We start from the raw sequence: 14,822 nt of genomic DNA on the forward strand, positions 1-14,822 counted from the left end.
GTCAGCGCACACCCGATGCGAAACGGCTACTTGGACTCTTCGGCGGGGGCGTCCCCGAGGGTTTCCAGGACGACTTCGGCGACCCGTTTCATTGTGGTGCGCCGGTCCATGGCGGCGCGCTGAATCCACTTGAAGGCCTCGGGCTCTGACATGCCCTGCTTGGTCTGCAGCAGCCCCTTGGCGCGTTCGACGAGCTTGCGGGTCTCCAGCCGGTCCGACAGCGTCGCCACCTCATGCTCCAGCGCGGTGATCTCGCTGAACCGGCTCACCGCCAATTCGATGGCCGGGATCAGGTCGCTGATGGTGAAGGGCTTCACCAGATACGCCATCGCCCCGGCGTCGCGGGCCCGCTCCACCAGATCGCGCTGGCTGAAGGCGGTCAGCACCACGATCGGCGCGATGCGCTTGCTGGCGATTTCCGACGCCGCGTCGATCCCGTCGCGGCGCGGCATCTTGACATCCATGATCACCAGGTCGGGCTTATGCTGCTCGGCCAGTTCGACGGCCTCCTGGCCGTCGCCGGCCTCGCCGACGATTTGATAGCCCTCCTCTCGCAGCATCTCGGCCAGGTCCATGCGGATCAGCGCTTCGTCTTCCGCGATCAGGACCCGGCGCGGCACGGCGGCGTCGGTGTCGGTCGTGGGGCCTGTCATGACGCACATTGTGTCGTGAACCCGCGAGGCTGACGACCTCGGGGCGGGTCAGACGGGTGCCCACGCCGAATCCTCTATGGTGGGAGGCTGCCTCTAAGGTAGGAGGCCGGACTCGAGCAGGATCAAGCCCTCGTATCCCAACTGGCAGAGGAAACGGACTCAAAACCCGTCCAGTGTGGGTTCGAATCCCACCGAGGGCACTCGTCAGCGGCGCAACATGATGTGTCGGGACGTCCCGCCCCCGCCGAGGACGCCAAGCTGGTCACCATTCTGCGGCAGCGTTTCTGACTCGATAACCGCCCAGTCGACGTCTGCCGCAGGTTTCATGAGCCCTAGCGCGTCGCTTCGCCGGTTCTCAAATCGATAGCGTCCACACCGTAAACCGGCGTGACATCGTTAAATATGTCCTTTCCAATACTCGGTTCCCCTTTTCCGGGGACTCAACTAAGCCGACGGTATGTCAAAACCGTTGAATGCGCCCAGCGGTATGAATTCGGCGCAATTACCAGTCGCCCACATTCGCGCTGTTTCCGCGTTCCGGGAAAATATATAGTTACTCCATACTATTTTCGTTGTCGTAGCGCAGGCCGTTGCCCCTAAGTTGCCCCTAAGCGGAAGCAGAAATGTCCGGCACCGGATCCAGCTCGTCGCGATCAGGACCAGGCGGAATGACTAGCCCGAATGGGCAACGCACACCTGTTCTTCTGCGTGCACGACATTTACCGCCATCGGATCATTCTGGATGGAATCGGTAGCTACGCGCAGGAACGACGTGGCCCCATTGCACCCGGCGCAGCTGCTCGCCAGCAGGGCGGTGAGGGTAAGGATCAACACGACGATGATTCTCTTAAAGCCAGCCATACCGCACCCCTTTGCCCTGCCGAACACGTGTGCAATAGCTCAATCAAACGCGTGCGGAATAACCCGGGTCAATACCTTTTAAACTTGTTTTTTTAAAAAGGTTTTTTCCGCCCCCTAGCGCGGCCTGCAGCCCGCAAGCGCGGCACGCACAAATCCAGCGTTCGGCTGCCGGCGGCCGACAATTGCTCGGCTCAGCGGTTACGCTTTGAACGTGGCGGCGAAGAAGTGCGGAGCCCCACCCAGTTCAGACGGCTCGGCGAAACACCCGGACTGCGTAGCGGCGGTGCGGGCGCAAACCCGCGACCGCAATCAGCACTACGCCGACAGCGCCGCACGCCGGGCCCGGATCCTCACCGTCACCGCGTGGCTCGCGGTGATGGTGAGCGCCACCTTCCTGCTCGTGCAGATCGTCAGCGGATCGTGGTTGTGGCAAGTCAGCTCGGTCAACGTCGTCGGCGCTACCGTCTTCGCGTTTGTCCCGTGGCTGCAGCGGTTCGGGGAATTGCTTGCGCCGCTTACGTTTATGGTCGCGGCGTACGTCTCGATCATCGCCACCTGCCTGGACGTCGGCACCGGGTCGGGCGCCCAGTTCTTCTTTCTCGTCGGGGCCTGCATCGTGGTACTGCTACTCGGGATCGAACACATCGTGCTGGCGTCCGCGCTTGCGGTCGTCGCCGCTGGCCTGATTATCGCGGTGGAATTCCTGGTCCCGCGCGCCACAGGGCTACAGGCGGCGTGGGTCCAGTCGGCGGGTTTCGTCATCACCGCCATCTCCAGCGTCGTGATGGTGTTTGTGACGGTGTGGTTCGCGCTGCGTGACACCGCGCGCGCCGAGGCGGTAATGGAAGCCCAGTACGAACGCTCCGAGGCGCTGTTGGCCAACATGTTGCCGGCCAGCATCGCCGACCGGCTCAAAGAATCGGGGCGAGGCATCATCGCCGACAAGTACGACGAGGCCTCGGTCCTGTTCGCCGACATCGTCGGCTTCACCGAGCGAGCCAGCGGCACCGCCCCGGCCGACCTGGTGCGCTTCCTGGACCGTCTCTACAGCGATTTCGACGCGCTGGTCGACAAGCATGGGCTGGAGAAAATCAAGGTCAGTGGCGACTCCTACATGGTGGTCAGCGGGGTACCGCGGCCGCGGCCCGACCACGTCCAGGCGCTGGCGGACTTCGCGCTCGACATGGTCGATGTCGCTGCCCGACTGAAGGATCCGCACGGCCTCCCGCTGCCACTGCGAGTCGGCATGGCCTGCGGCCCGGTGGTGGCCGGGGTCGTCGGGTCCCGGCGATTCTTCTACGACGTGTGGGGCGACGCGGTCAACGTCGCCTCCCGGATGGAATCCACCGACTCGGTCGGGCGGATTCAGGTGCCCGAGGACATCTACGAGCGCCTCAGGGACGACTTCGTGCTGCAGGAGCGCGGCCCCATCGAGGTCAAGGGCAAGGGCACCATGCGCACCTGGTATCTGGTCGGCCGCAAGGCCGTAACCGCCGAGACGCCCGAGCGAGTTGCCGACGAATCGCACACCGCCCGCGTCTGATTCGTAGGGCCTTCAATCCCTATACCCGAACCGGCGTTTGTGCCAGACTGCGGCCATGACTACTTCCCCCGAAACAACTCCTGGAAAACCGCCCATTCCAAGCTTGTTACCGCATCTGTGGAAGTCCTCGCTGCTATCGGGAATTCTGTCGCTGGTTGTCGGCGTCTTGGTGCTGGCCTGGCCCCAAATATCCATCCTGGCCGCGGCGATCTGGTTCGGCGTCTATCTGCTGATCACCGGTGCCGCGCAGGTCTTCTTCGCGTTCAGCCTGCACGTCTCGGCCGGCAGCCGGATCCTGTTGTTCATCAGTGGCGCGGCGTCACTCATCCTGGCCGTCTTGGCGTTTCGCCATTTCGGTAACGCGGTCCTGTTGCTGGCCATCTGGATCGGCGTCGGGTTTATCTTCCGCGGTGTCGCCACAACGGTTTCCGCGATCAGCGATCCGACACTGCCGGGCCGCGGCTGGTCGATTTTCGTCGGCGTGATCAGCCTGCTGGCGGGCATCGTTGTCCTGGCGTCCCCGCTCAATTCGCTCGTCACGCTGGCGCTCGTCGTCGGCGTCTGGTTCGTGGTCATCGGCGTCTTCGAGATCGTGTCGTCGTTCGGGATTCGCAAGGCGTCGAAAACGCTCGCCAGCTAAACCGCCGGCGAATCACCCCAGTAGCGTCGGCCAAACCTATCTACTACACTGCGTCGTAGAAAGGCATGCGCCTCCGTAGTTTCGGGAGATGGCAGATGAATGTCGTCGACATTTCACGGTGGCAGTTCGGTATCACCACCGTCTACCACTTCATCTTTGTGCCGCTCACCATCGGCCTGGCTCCCCTGATCGCGGTCATGCAGACGGTGTGGGTGGCCACCGGTAACGCCGCGTGGTATCGCCTGACGAAGTTCTTCGGCAAGCTGTTCCTGATCAACTTCGCCATCGGCGTGGCCACCGGGATCGTGCAGGAATTCCAGTTCGGCATGAATTGGAGCGAGTACTCGCGGTTCGTCGGGGACATCTTCGGAGCCCCGCTCGCGATGGAAGGCCTGGCCGCCTTCTTCTTCGAATCCACCTTCCTCGGGTTGTGGATCTTCGGCTGGAGCAGGCTTCCCAAGCTGGTGCACCTGGCGTGCATCTGGATTGTCGCGATCTCGGTGAATGTGTCCGCGTTCTTCATCATCGCGGCGAACTCCTTCATGCAGCACCCGGTCGGCGCCCACTACAACCCCGCGACCCGGCGCGCCGAGCTGACCAGCATTGCCGCGTTGCTGACCAATAACACTGCGAAAGCGGCCTTTTCGCATGCGGTCGCCGGTTCCTTGCTGACGGCGGGAACGTTCGTGGCGGGCGTCAGCGCGTGGTGGCTGGTCCGTTCCCGCAAAGCCGAAACCGCGACGCCCGCCGCCGAGTCCGATGCCCGAACCATGTTCCGCCCGGCGACCATCCTCGGCTGTTGGGTCGCGCTGGTCGCGACCGTCGGCTTGCTCTTCACCGGTGACGCGCAAGGCAAATTGATGTTCGTTCAACAACCGATGAAGATGGCGTCGGCGGAATCGTTGTGCGACACGCGAACCGACCCGAGTTTCTCGATCCTGACCGTCGGCACGCACAACAACTGCGAAAGCATTACCCGCGTGATCGAGGTGCCCTACGTCCTCCCGTTCCTCGCCGACAGCCGGTTAAGCGGTGTGACGTTGCAGGGAGTGCGCGATATCCAGCAGGACTACCAACAACGATTCGGGCCAAATGACTACCGGCCCAACCTGTTCGTCACCTACTGGTCGTTTCGCGCGATGATCGGATTCCTTGCGATACCGCTGCTGTTCGCGCTGGCCGCGCTGTGGCTGACGCGCGGCGGCCGAATTCCCAATCAGCGGTGGTTCTCTCGGCTGGCGCTGCTGACCCTTCCCACGCCGTTCCTGGCCAACAGCGCCGGGTGGGTGTTCACCGAGATGGGTCGCCAGCCCTGGATCGTCGTGCCCAATCCGACCGGCGACCAACGGGTTCGGCTCACGGTCGCCCAGGGCGTCTCGGATCACGTCCCCGCCATGGTCGTCACCTCGCTGGCGACCTTCACCCTGGTGTACGCCGTGCTCGCGGTCATCTGGTTTTACCTACTCCGGCGCTACGTCGTCGAAGGGCCACAGGAGCACGACGCCGAACCGGCGGCGCCACCGGCACCCGCCGAGCACGAGGTGGCGCCGCTGTCCTTCGCCTACTAGGGCTTACTGGGCCGCTAAGGAAAGAAAGGAACGCCGGTGGGACTCCAACAGTTGTGGTTCGGTGTCATCGCGGCGCTGTTCCTTGGTTTCTTCATCCTGGAGGGCTTCGACTTCGGCGTGGGCATGTTGATGGAGCCGCTCGCCCGGCTCGGCTCCGGCGACCCGGAGCTGAACCGCCGCGCGACGCTCAACACCATCGGGCCGGTCTGGGACGGCAACGAAGTGTGGCTGATCGTCGCCGGGGCAGGGATGTTCGCCGCGTTTCCCGGCTGGTACGCGACGGTGTTCTCCACGCTCTACCTGCCACTGCTGGCGATCCTATTCGGCATGATCGTGCGCGCCGTGGCCATCGAGTGGCGCGGCAAGATCGACGACACGAAGTGGCGCGCCCTGGCCGATTTCGGTATCGCGGCGGGGTCGTGGCTGCCCGCCGTGCTGTGGGGGGTGGCCTTCGCCGTCCTGGTCCGCGGGCTCCCGGTCGACGCCGCCGGCCATGCTCACCCATCAGTCACCGACGTGCTCAACGCCTATACCCTGCTGGGTGGTCTGGCCACCGGCGGCCTCTTCCTGCTCTACGGCGCGGTGTTCATCGCCCTGAAGACGTCGGGCCCGCTGCGTGACGATGCGTACCGATTCGCCAAGTGGCTGTCGCTTCCCGTGACGGGACTGGTTGCGGGCTTTGGGGTTTGGACGCAGCTGGCGCACGGCAAGCACTGGACGTGGGCCGTGCTCGGGGTCGCGGTGGTCGCGCAGCTGGCGGCGGTGCTGTTGGTGTGGCTGGGCAGACTCGACGGCTTGGCGTTTTTCTGCGCGGCCGTTGTCGTCGCGGCGGTGGTGGTGCTGCTGTTCGGCGTCCTGTATCCCAACCTGGTCCCGTCGACGCTGAACGGCCAATGGAGCGTCACGATCGACAATGCGTCCTCGACGCCGTACACGCTCAAGATCATGACATGGGTGACGGCGTTCATGGCTCCGCTGACGATCGTGTACCAGGCGTGGACGTATTGGGTTTTCCGGCAACGGATCTCGGCCGAGCATATTCCGCCGCCCATCGGTCTGGCGAGGCGCACGTCCTGAGCACGAGGGACTCCCGAGCGCCGCTGGACCCGCGACTGTGGCGGGCATCGGGCGCGCTGCGCCGGTTCCTGGCGGCCGCGGTGGGCTGCGGGGTGGTGATCTCCGGCTGCGCGGTCGGCTCGGCGATCCTGCTGGCGGGTATCGTCGCGCGCGTCGTCACCGATCCGACGGCACGGGGCCTGCGCGGCTGGGCCGGCCCGCTGTCAATCCTGTTGGCGCTGTGGGTGATCCGCACTGCGGCGCACTGGCTGCAGGCGCGCCTGGGCCAGCGGGGAGCCAGCGCGGTGATCGCCGATCTCAACGGGCAGGTGCTGGCGGCGGTGACCGCCAGGCAGCCCAACGAGCTTGCCGCTCAGCGCGACGCCGCGGCGGTGGTGGTCACCCGTGGACTCGACGGCCTGCGCCCCTACTTCGCGGGATATCTGCCCACGTTGCTGCTCGCGGCGATCCTGACGCCGGCGACGGTGGCCGTGATCGCGGTCTACGACCTGAAGTCGACGGCGATCGTGGTGATCACCCTGCCGCTGATCCCGGTTTTCATGGTGCTGATCGGGCTGGCGACGGCCGATCGATCGGCGTCCGCGCTGGGTGCGATGACGACCCTGCAGGCGCGATTGCTGGATCTGATCGCCGGCATCCCCACGCTGCGGGCGTTGGGGCGCGCGTCGGGACCCGAGCACCGGATCGCCGAACTCGCTGCCGCGCATCGGCGCTCGGCGATGGCGACGCTGCGGATGGCGTTTCTGTCGGCGCTGGTGCTGGAATTGCTGGCCACCTTGGGCGTGGCACTGATCGCAGTCGGTATCGGTCTTCGCCTGGTGTTCGGTGAAATGACCCTGGCCACCGGTCTGACGGTCCTGCTGCTGGCCCCCGACGTCTACTGGCCGCTGCGCCGCATCGGGGTGGAATTCCATGCCGCTCAAGACGGTAGGGCGGCGGCCGACAAGGCGTTCGCGCTCATCGGCGAGCCCATCCCCCCGGTGGTGCGAAACCGGACCGTCGCCGCGCGGGGCGCCGACATCCGGCTCGAAAACCTCAGCGTGGCCGGCCGGGACGGGTACTCACCGTGCGGGCTCACCGCGACGATCGAACCCGGTCATGTCACCGTGCTGACCGGACGAAACGGCGCGGGCAAGAGCACCACCCTGCAGGCGATCGCCGGACTCACCATCCCGTCATCGGGCCGGATCACGGTGGCCGACGCGGACGTCGCCGACCTGGATCCCGCCGCGTGGTGGCCGCAATTGTCCTGGCTACCGCAACGCCCGGTGCTGATCCCGGGCACCGTGCGCGACAACCTCACGCTGCTGGGCGACGTGGAAGATCTTGAAACGGCCTGCGCCGCTTCCGGATTCGACGCGGTCCTGGCTGAGCTGACCGACGGCATGGACACCGTGCTCGGGCGCGGCGGTGTCGGGCTGTCCCTGGGGCAGCGGCAACGTCTGGGCCTCGCGCGGGCGCTCGGATCATCCGCGGCCGTGTTGCTGCTCGATGAGCCCACCGCGCACCTGGACGCCCACACCGAGGGCCGGGTGCTGCGCGCCATCGTCGAGCGCGCCCGCGCCGGAGCGACCGTCGTGGTCGTCGGCCACCGCGAGCGCGTCGTCGCTATCGGTGACCGCGTGGTCGACGTGATATCGGGCGATCGGGTGCGTTATGCGCCGGTCTGATCCGCTCCTGGCGACCTCGAGTCTGCTGCGCCCACGGCTGCCGCGCATCCTGGCCGCCATCGCGCTCGGCGTGCTGTCGCTGGGCAGTGCGCTGGCGCTGGCCGGGATCTCGGCGTGGCTGATCACGCGCGCGTGGCAGATGCCACCCGTGCTGGACCTGTCGGTCGCGGTCGTCTTGGTGCGCGCGTTCGCGATTTCGCGGGGCGTGCTGCACTACTGCGAGCGCCTGGCCACCCACGACACCGCCTTGCGCGCGGCCGGCACCGCCCGGACGCAGATCTATCACCGGCTCGCCCACGGACCGGCTTCGGCCGCCGTTCGGCTGCACAGCGGCGAGTTGGTGGCACGGGTGGGCGCCGACGTCGACGAACTGGCCGATGTCCTGGTTCGTGCCCTCGTGCCGATCGGCGTCGCTGCGGTGCTGGCGTTGGCGGCGACCGCGGCCGTCGCGGCCATTTCGCTGCCGGCCGCCGTGGTGTTGGCGGTCTGCCTGCTGATCGCCGGCATCGTGGCGCCGCGGCTGGCCGGCAGGGCCGCGGCGACGCAGGAAGAATTTGCCCGCCACCATCATTCGGAGCGCGACTCGTCGGCGATGATCGCCCTCGAGCACGCGCCCGAGCTGCGCGTCGCCGGTGTGCTACCAGGTGTCATTGCCGAATCACAACGGCGCCAACGCGTTTGGGGCGCCGCGCTTGACGCGGCCGCCCGCCCAGCCGCCGTCGCGGAGGCGGTGCCCACCGCCGCCATCGGGGTCAGTGTCCTCGGCGCGGTGACGGCCGGGATCGGGATGGCACACGCGGTCGCACCCACCACGCTGGCCGTGCTGATGTTGCTGCCGCTGTCCGCGTTCGAGGCGATGACTCCCCTACCGGCCGCCGCGGTCCAGTTGACGCGGTCGCGGATCGCCGCGCGTCGCTTGCTCGACCTCGCCCCGGCAGACCGCCCTGCCGAGCCCATGAAGCCACCGCCCGTTGGCGCTGGGCGCCTATGCGCCGATGTCCTTGCCGGTCACGCGGATTCGGCGCGATCGATCAGGGCGCGGCTAGACCTGCCGCCGGGCGTGCGGCTGGCGGTCACCGGCGCCAGCGGTTCGGGCAAGACGACGCTGCTGATGACACTCGCCGGGCTGATTCCCCCACTGGATGGGCGGGTACTGCTCGACGGAACCGATCTCGACCACTTCGACGAAGGCGAATTGCACCGCGCCGTCACGTTTTTCGCCGAGGATGCGCACATCTTCGCCACCACCGTCCGCGACAACCTACTGGTGGTCCGTGGCGATTGCCATGACGACGAACTGGTGGCCGCGCTGGACTCGATCGGGCTCGGCGGCTGGCTTGCCAGCCTGCCCGAGGGCCTGTCGACGGTGTTGACCGGTGGCGCACAGGCGGTCTCGGCGGGCCAGCGCAGGCGGTTGCTGCTCGCGCGGGCGATGCTCTCCCCCGCCCGGATCGTGCTGCTCGACGAGCCCACCGAGCACCTCGACGCGGTCGACGCCGAACGGGTGCTGCGGGAGCTGTTGACCGCCGACGCCGGGCTGATCTCCGGCGACAGAACGGTTGTGGTCGCCACTCACCACCTCCCCAACGGGATCGGTTGCCCGGAATTACACATCGATCCGGCGGATAACCTGAGAGGCCAAGCCGATGACACTGTTACGAGCGGTGCGCTCTGAAGAATTCACGGATGTCGGCAGTGAGAACTTCCGGTTCCTCCATCGCGGCGAAATGGCCCCCGTGATCGATGTCGGTCCAGCGGGTGATGGTGTTCTGTTCTTCGACGTAACGACGGATGCTGACGTCGTGCGCGAAGACGAGCGCAGCGGTGGGCACTCCGGAGTTGGTGTAACGCGTCGTCCAGTTGCCTCCCTGTGCGTAGGCGACATACGCGGCCGAACCGGCCGTACCGGTGAACCAGTAGGTCGATGCGTTGGTGAGCAGCCTGTCGCGGTCAATGATTTTGTCAGGGACGGTGTTTCGCGGGTAGGTCCATTCTCGGAACTTGTCCATGATCCAGGCCAGCTGCCCAACCGGAGAGTCGGTGAGCCCGTAGGCAATGGTTTGAGGCCGCGTTGACTGGATCGCGATGTAGCCGTACTCCTCCTGCATGAAGGCTTCAATCCGGCAAACCCGGTCGCGTTCGAGGTCGGAGAGCTGAGCCAATTCCTCGTCCGCAAGGGGCACCGGCGGCACGGTCGAAGGACCGTTCAGGTGCACGGCGGTGACATGATCTGGAGCCACTCGTCCGAGTTGCGGGCTGATGGCCGCGCCGAGGTCGCCGCCCTGCGCGCCGTAACGCCGGTAGCCGAGCCGCCGCATCAGCTCGGCCCACGCGCGGGCGATCCGATCGGTTGTCCAGCCGGTGTCGGCTGTCGGACCCGAGAAACCAAACCCCGGCAACGAGGGAATCACCACGTCGAAGGCGTCAGCGCGGTCGCCTCCGTGGGCCTCAGGATCGGTGAGCGGTCCGATGATGTCGAGTAATCCGACGATCGAGTCCGGCCAACCGTGCGTCAGGATCAGCGGGAAGGCGCCCGGTTCGAGTGAGCGGACGTGCAGAAAGTGGATGCGCTGTCCATCGATCGTCGTGGTGAACTGCGGGTAATCATTCAGGCCCGCCTCGGCCGCCCGCCAGTCGTATCCGGTGCGCCAGTATTCGGTGAGCTCCCGCAACCAATGGAGCGGGACACCCATTTCCCAGTCGTCGCCGGGAAGGGCCGTCGGCCATCGGGTGCGGTCAAGCCGATCATGCAGGTCATCGAGCTGCTGCTGAGGAATTTCGATACGAAACGGTCTGATGTCGTTAGTCATGAGGCCGAATGTAGGAGCGGAGGAGGTCAGTTCTTGTCCTAGGTTGCGGGCAGAATTGGAAACGTGCTCGATACGTCCGCGCGATTGCTTCGCCTCCTTGGGCTGTTACAGATGCGCCGCGAATGGACCGGCGCCGCGTTGGCCGATCGGATGAACGTCGGTGTGCGAACGGTGCGCAGGGACATCGCAAAGTTGCGGACATTGGGCTACCCCGTCGAAGCCATCGCGGGGCGCTCGGGTTATCGACTGGGTGCGGGGGCTCAGCTACCGCCGCTACTGTTCGACGACGAGGAGACCGTTGCGGTGGCGATCGGATTGCGCACGGCCGCAACGAGTTTAGTAACCGGGATCGAAGAGTCTTCGGTACGAGCGCTTGCCAAACTGGAAACGTTGCTACCGTCACGGCTGCGGCACCGCATAGCTCTCCTGGCCGCTACCATGGAAACCGTCCCTCAGCCAGGACCTACCGTCAACCCGGAGACGCTCATCGCCGTCGCAGGCGCGTGCCGCGACCAACACCAGCTTCGGTTCGACTATCTCAGCCACGACGGGACGGCCTCGCTCCGCAGGGTGGAGCCGCATCGGCTCGTCCACACCGGCAAGCGCTGGTATCTGATCGCTTGGGACATCGAACGTGACGCCTGGCGCACTTACCGCGTCGACCGATTGACCCCGCGCGTTCCCACCGGGCCTCGGTTTTCGTTCCGTGCGCCGCCCGACGCCGACCTCAGCGCGTATTTGTCCCGTGGTGTGACAACGAACCCCTATCGATACCGTGCCCGCATCACCCTGCACGTCCCTATTAGAGTTGCCGCCGAACGCGTTTCGCACCACGTCGGTCTGCTCGAAGCGAGGAGCGATGAACATTGCACCCTACATACCGGATCGAACAGCCTCGATGAACTCGCCCTGTATGTCGGTTTGTTCCAACTCCCTTGCACGGTACACGAACCCAGTGAACTCATCGAACACATCCGGGACTTGACCAATCGGCTCTCGGCCGCTATCGGATGAAGAGCTTGCGGGTTTCGGCATCACGGCTGAAGCTCACAGGTGGCGTCGCCGCGGCACGAACTCCAGCGTCAGCAACACGAACACCAACGGAACTAACTGCATCGGCGATATCAGCGCGTAGCGTCGGGCATCCAGCGCGTGGAACTTGCGCACGTACCGATACAGCGACTCGAGCGCGATCAACGGGTCCAGCACGTGAATCAGCCGGTAGAAAATGCGCTGCAGCCGCCCACGATTCTTGTCGTCGAAAATCTCCGGGAACGCCGCGAACGAAAGCGATACGCGCTGCGCCCCAGCCTCTTTGCCGGCCATGATCATGTCGACGCTGAGCCGTTCGTCAATCCCGTTGGGGGCGCCGCGGCGACGCCACGGCACGTCGAGGCTGATGTCGCTGCCGCCGCCCGCGGTCGCGTAGCGGTGAAAGCCCTGTACCTTCCCGCTCGGATCCCGGGCGAGGATCAGCCGTATGCCGGGGAACCGGCCCTCCAGCACGCCGTCGAGGTTCATGTAGAAGCCGCGGTCGGTATGAGCCCCGCTGGGTGACGCGTGCACCACGTCGGTCAGTTCGGCCAGCAGCCGGTCGTCGAGTTCCTGCTCGGCCACGATCTCGGTGGTGATGCCGGCGTTGTGGGTGCGCTTGACCGCCTGACGAAGGTTGCGGAACTTGCGGCCCACCATGTCGAAGCCGGACACGTTGACGACGACGTCGCGGCCGATTGGGACCGCGCGCAGCGATTGTCCGAGCACCTTCGCGTCCATCCACAACTCGAGACGCCGGTCGCTGCAACCCACGACGGCGATTCGCCAGCCGTGCATCCGACACATGGCGGCGAAGTCGGCTACCAATTCGGGGAAACGCGCCTCGTCACCGATCGGGTCTCCGCCGACCACCGCGAACCCCATCCGCGTCCGGTACGCCAGCGCCGCGGTTCCGTCGGCGCTGAAGTGGTAGCTCTTCCCCGTCTGCATGGCAAACGGCGCCAGTGGGTCATCGCTGGTGGCATCGATCAGGGCCCACGCCCGGGGCAGATCTTCGGGTCGCGGATGCGATGAAGTCGGCCACATCAGCACCAGTCCGGAGCTGGCGATCAGCACGTCGCCGAGCAGATCGAAGGACAGCACGTGCGAACCGAAGCCCGCCAACACAAACACGGCGGCCGCGGCCGCATGCATGGTCGTGACCGGGCGGCCCAGGAAGATCCCACGCGCAATGAACGTCACAGCGGCCAGCACCGTCAGCGACCAGCCCAGCCGACCGGCGTAGTGCCACTCCGGGTTGTGGTGGTGCCGGGCGAGGATCGCGATCAGCCAGCAGGCGGCGCTGAGCAGTGCCAAGGCGCCGAAGCAGCGTGTGGCCAGCGAATCAACGTGAACGACAACGCGTTCGCGCGCGCGCAATCTTGGTAGGACTTCGACCGGCGGTCCGTTCACATCTCACCTCCCGATGCGCTGACCTTCAGCGGGGCGGCTCGCTTGCCGCATGTCCCATCGAATACCCGGCTTGTAAGAACTTACGCCTGATCACGGCTGTTTTCAGCCGTAATCGGACGCATGTCCGATAGGTATCCTGTGCTGTCTATCGGCGCCGGGGCGGAAAGTATTTCAGCACGCCTTCCTGGGCCACCGTGGCCACGAGTTGGCCGGAGCGATCGAAGAAGTGTCCGGTGCCCAGCCCGCGCGAGTCCGCGGCGACGGGCGAGGACGTCGAATACAACAGCCAGTCGTTGATGTCGGGCTGGCGGTGGAACCACACGGAGTGGTTGGCGGACGCCGCGAAGATGCGGTCGAAACCCCACGACAGCCCGTGGCTGGTGATGACCGAGTCCAGCACGGTGGTATCCGAGGAGTACACCATCGTCGCCGCGTGCAGCACCGGATCGTCGGGCATCGTCCCGAGCGCCTTGACCCAGACCCGGTTGTAGGCAAGGCGGTCGCCCTTGTCGCGCATCACCCAGGCCGGGTCGTTGGTATAGCGCCATTCGATCGGCTGCAAGGCATTGACGAAGTGCGGCACGGTCTCCTCATAGCCCTGCAGCAGCTCGCGGAGCGGTGGCTGGGTGTGGGGCTCGGGCACCGGCGGCGGTTCAACGGCGTGCTCGAGGCCGGGGCCTCCAGCCATGTAGGAGATCATCGCGGTGGACAGCAACATGCCGTCCTGCACCGCGTCGACGCGACGGTTGGCGAAGCGCCGCTCGTCACGCAGCCGCGCGACGTGGAATTCGATGTCCTTGGCGGTGTCGCCGCCGTTGATGAAGTGCACGGACAAAGCGCTGGGCGGCAGGTCCTCCCGAATCAGCGTGCGGCTGCTCGCGACGAACGATTGCGCCATGAGCTGGCCGCCGAAGGTCCGCAACGGGTTCTTGCTGGGATGTGATCCGACGAATAATTCATCGGATAGGCGGTTGAGGTCGAGTAACGCCAGCAGCTCCTCGAAATCGTTGCCAGCCGCCACAGGCCTGCCCGCCCCCTGTCGATTAGACGTCGTCCTCCCCGATCCGGTGCACGTGGATCAGGTTGGTCGAGCCTACTGTGCCCGGCGGCGCGCCCGCGACGATGACCACCAGGTCGCCGCGCTTGTAGCGGCCCAGTGCCAGCAGCGACTTGTCGACCTGACGGATCATGCCGTCGGTCGAGGTCATCATCGGGACGATGAACGTCTCGGTCCCCCAGGTCATGGCGAGCTGGCTGCGAACCTCGGGCCACGCGGTGAACGCGAGCAGGGGCAGCGGCGTGTGCAGGCGCGCCAGTCGCTTCACCGTGTCACCCGACTGAGTGAACGCGACCAGCGCCTTGGCGTCGAGCCGCTCGCCGATGTCGCGGGCGGCGTAGGAAATCACGCCGCGCTTGGTGCGCGGCACATGCGTCAACGGCGGAGCGGCCGTGGAATTCTCCTCGACCGCGCACACGATCCGCGACATCGTACGCACGGCCGCCAACGGGTACTTGCCCACCGCGGTCTCGCCGGACAGCATCAGCGCGTCGGCGC

Annotated in this window: 13 protein-coding genes and 1 tRNA gene; 8 read left to right on the forward strand and 6 right to left on the reverse strand. The window is 65.9% G+C overall.

Features of this window, described 5'->3' with window-relative positions:
• Positions 1-26 precede the first annotated feature (26 nt).
• Entirely contained in the window at positions 27-653 is a 627-nt protein-coding gene (locus tag A5744_RS23670; protein WP_139331483.1) for an ANTAR domain-containing response regulator, read from the reverse strand.
• 126 nt (positions 654-779) lie between these two features.
• Between A5744_RS23670 and A5744_RS23675 the strand changes: the two genes are divergently transcribed.
• A tRNA-Leu gene (locus A5744_RS23675) sits at positions 780-853 on the forward strand.
• A gap of 472 nt (positions 854-1,325) precedes the next feature.
• Here A5744_RS23675 and A5744_RS23680 read toward each other — a convergent pair.
• Positions 1,326-1,514 carry a hypothetical protein gene (locus tag A5744_RS23680; RefSeq protein ID WP_076064816.1) on the reverse strand — a complete coding sequence of 63 codons (189 nt, stop codon included), beginning with the start codon at positions 1,512-1,514 and terminating at the stop codon, positions 1,326-1,328.
• A 211-nt stretch (positions 1,515-1,725) separates the two neighbouring features.
• Between A5744_RS23680 and A5744_RS23685 the strand changes: the two genes are divergently transcribed.
• The 6 genes from A5744_RS23685 to cydC all read left to right on the forward strand — a co-directional run bounded on the left by A5744_RS23685 (position 1,726) and on the right by cydC (position 9,687).
• Positions 1,726-3,057, forward strand: a complete 1,332-nt coding sequence (locus A5744_RS23685; RefSeq protein WP_076064817.1) for an adenylate/guanylate cyclase domain-containing protein — start codon at positions 1,726-1,728, stop codon at positions 3,055-3,057.
• A gap of 55 nt (positions 3,058-3,112) precedes the next feature.
• Positions 3,113-3,697, forward strand: coding sequence for an HdeD family acid-resistance protein (locus A5744_RS23690; RefSeq protein WP_139329642.1), 585 nt, complete (start codon positions 3,113-3,115; stop codon positions 3,695-3,697).
• Positions 3,698-3,792: 95 nt separating this feature from the next.
• Positions 3,793-5,265 (forward strand): cytochrome ubiquinol oxidase subunit I, encoded by a 1,473-nt coding sequence (locus A5744_RS23695; RefSeq protein WP_076064805.1) that lies wholly within the window; start codon positions 3,793-3,795, stop codon positions 5,263-5,265.
• Positions 5,266-5,301: 36 nt separating this feature from the next.
• Positions 5,302-6,342: a cytochrome d ubiquinol oxidase subunit II gene (gene cydB, locus A5744_RS23700; RefSeq protein ID WP_076064806.1), complete on the forward strand. Its 1,041-nt coding sequence runs from the start codon at positions 5,302-5,304 to the stop codon at positions 6,340-6,342.
• Positions 6,343-6,398: 56 nt separating this feature from the next.
• Positions 6,399-8,012 carry a thiol reductant ABC exporter subunit CydD gene (gene cydD, locus A5744_RS23705; RefSeq protein WP_076064818.1) on the forward strand — a complete coding sequence of 538 codons (1,614 nt, stop codon included), beginning with the start codon at positions 6,399-6,401 and terminating at the stop codon, positions 8,010-8,012.
• The gene (gene cydC, locus A5744_RS23710; RefSeq protein ID WP_076064807.1) at positions 7,999-9,687 is read left to right on the forward strand and encodes a thiol reductant ABC exporter subunit CydC; all 1,689 of its coding nucleotides are present in this window, start codon (positions 7,999-8,001) and stop codon (positions 9,685-9,687) included. Before cydD ends, cydC begins: the two co-directional genes overlap by 14 nt.
• Here the strand turns inward: cydC and A5744_RS23715 are convergent.
• On the reverse strand, positions 9,668-10,822 hold the full coding sequence (locus A5744_RS23715; protein ID WP_076064808.1) for an epoxide hydrolase family protein: 1,155 nt from the start codon (positions 10,820-10,822) through the stop codon (positions 9,668-9,670). The two genes, cydC and A5744_RS23715, sit on opposite strands and share 20 nt — an antisense overlap.
• 63 nt (positions 10,823-10,885) lie before the next feature.
• On the opposite strand from A5744_RS23715, the gene A5744_RS23720 reads away from it, so the two are divergent.
• On the forward strand, positions 10,886-11,836 hold the full coding sequence (locus tag A5744_RS23720; RefSeq protein ID WP_076064809.1) for a YafY family protein: 951 nt from the start codon (positions 10,886-10,888) through the stop codon (positions 11,834-11,836).
• A gap of 33 nt (positions 11,837-11,869) precedes the next feature.
• On the opposite strand, the gene A5744_RS23725 is transcribed toward A5744_RS23720, so the two are convergent.
• From A5744_RS23725 to A5744_RS23735, 3 genes are all read right to left on the reverse strand, one after another.
• Positions 11,870-13,267 (reverse strand): phosphatidylglycerol lysyltransferase domain-containing protein, encoded by a 1,398-nt coding sequence (locus A5744_RS23725; protein WP_076064810.1) that lies wholly within the window; start codon positions 13,265-13,267, stop codon positions 11,870-11,872.
• A gap of 145 nt (positions 13,268-13,412) precedes the next feature.
• Entirely contained in the window at positions 13,413-14,288 is an 876-nt protein-coding gene (locus A5744_RS23730; protein WP_076064811.1) for an acyl-CoA thioesterase II, read from the reverse strand.
• Positions 14,289-14,310: 22 nt separating this feature from the next.
• A partial coding sequence (locus tag A5744_RS23735; RefSeq protein WP_240563168.1) for a pyruvate kinase alpha/beta domain-containing protein occupies positions 14,311-14,822 on the reverse strand: 512 nt, incomplete at its 5' end.

Source organism: Mycobacterium sp. IS-1264, assembly GCF_001954195.1.
GTDB lineage: Bacteria > Actinomycetota > Actinomycetes > Mycobacteriales > Mycobacteriaceae > Mycobacterium.